Origin of the sequence: Burkholderia sp. Cy-637 (genome assembly GCF_011753175.1) — a bacterium.
GTDB lineage: Bacteria > Pseudomonadota > Gammaproteobacteria > Burkholderiales > Burkholderiaceae > Burkholderia > Burkholderia gladioli.
Genome location: NZ_VWWC01000368.1, coordinates 1 through 1,672 on the forward strand (window position 1 = coordinate 1; position 1,672 = coordinate 1,672).

A 1,672-nucleotide genomic window follows, 5' to 3' on the forward strand; every position below is an offset into this window, starting at 1 on the left:
CTGGTGCCGGTAAAGAGAGTGGTCGACTACAACGTGAAGGTTCGCGTGAAGTCGGACGGAACGGGCGTCGATATCGCGAACGTGAAGATGTCGATGAACCCGTTCGATGAGATCGCGGTGGAAGAGGCGGTGCGCCTGAAGGAAGCGGGCACGGCCACGGAAGTGATCGCCGTGTCGATCGGCGTGGCGCAGGCGCAGGAGACGCTGCGCACGGCGCTGGCGATCGGCGCGGACCGCGCGATCCTGGTGGAAGCCGGCGAAGGCGTGGAGCCGCTGGGCGTGGCGAAGATCCTGAAGGCGCTGGTCGACAAGGAGCAGCCGCAACTGGTGATCCTCGGCAAGCAGGCGATCGACGACGATTCGAACCAGACGGGCCAGATGCTGGCCGCGCTGGCAGGCCTGCCGCAAGCGACCTTCGCCTCGAAGGTGACGGTGGCCGACGGTCGCGCCACGGTCGCGCGCGAAGTGGACGGCGGCTCGGAAACCCTGGCGCTGACGCTGCCGGCGGTGGTGACCACGGACCTGCGCCTGAACGAGCCGCGCTACGTGACGCTGCCCAACATCATGAAGGCGAAGAAGAAGCCCCTCGAGACGGTGAAGCCGGAAGACCTGGGCGTGGACGTGAGCCCGCGCCTGAAGACGCTGAAGGTGTCGGAGCCGCCCAAGCGCGCGGCGGGTGTGAAGGTGGCCGACGTGAAGACGCTGGTCGAGAAGCTGAAGACCGAAGCGAAAGTGCTGTAAGGGGAGACGAGAAGATGACGATTCTGATCATTGCCGAACACGACAACGCCACGATCAAGGCGGCGACGCTGAACACGGTGGCGGCCGCGCAGAAGATCGGCGGCGACATCCACGTGCTGGTGGCGGGCGGCAACGCGCAGGGCGCGGCCGACGCGGCGGCGAAGATCGCCGGCGTGGCGAAGGTGCTGCTGGCCGACGCGCCGCAACTGGCCGAGGGCCTGGCGGAGAACGTGGAAGCCACGGTGCTGAACATCGCGAAGGACTATTCGCACATCCTGGCGCCGGCCACGGCCTACGGCAAGAACGTGGCGCCGCGCATCGCGGCGAAGCTGGACGTGGCGCAGATCTCGGACATCACGGCAGTGGACAGCGCCGATACCTTCGAGCGCCCGATCTACGCCGGCAACGCGATCGCGACGGTGCAGTCGAGCGATGCGATCAAGGTGATCACGGTGCGCTCGACGGGCTTCGATCCGGTGGCGGCCGAGGGCGGCAGCGCGTCGGTGGAGAAGATCGAGGCGGCGGCCGACAGCGGCAAGTCGCAGTTCGTGAACCGTGAAGTGACCAAGCTCGATCGTCCGGAGCTGACCAGCGCGAACATCATCGTGTCGGGCGGCCGCGGGCTGGGCAGCGGCGAGAACTACACGAAGGTGCTGGAGCCGCTGGCCGACAAGCTGTCGGCGGCGCTGGGCGCCTCGCGCGCGGCGGTCGACGCGGGTTACGTGCCGAACGATTATCAAGTGGGCCAGACCGGCAAGATCGTGGCGCCGCAGTTGTACATCGCGGTGGGCATCTCGGGTGCGATCCAGCATCTGGCCGGGATGAAGGACTCGAAGGTGATCGTGGCGATCAACAAGGACGAGGAAGCGCCGATCTTCAGCGTGGCCGACTACGGCATCGTCGGCGACCTGTTCACGGTGGTGCCGGAGCT

General features: G+C 67.0%; 2 protein-coding genes. Both read left to right on the forward strand.

Translation table 11 applies throughout. The features are described 5' to 3' along the window. Positions 1-741, forward strand: a 741-nt coding sequence (locus F3J10_RS35560; RefSeq protein WP_240154907.1) for an electron transfer flavoprotein subunit beta/FixA family protein, incomplete at its 5' end; no start/stop codon positions are given. A 14-nt stretch (positions 742-755) separates the two neighbouring features. Continuing rightward, positions 756-1,672, forward strand: a 917-nt coding sequence (locus F3J10_RS35565; protein ID WP_060004185.1) for an electron transfer flavoprotein subunit alpha/FixB family protein, incomplete at its 3' end; no start/stop codon positions are given.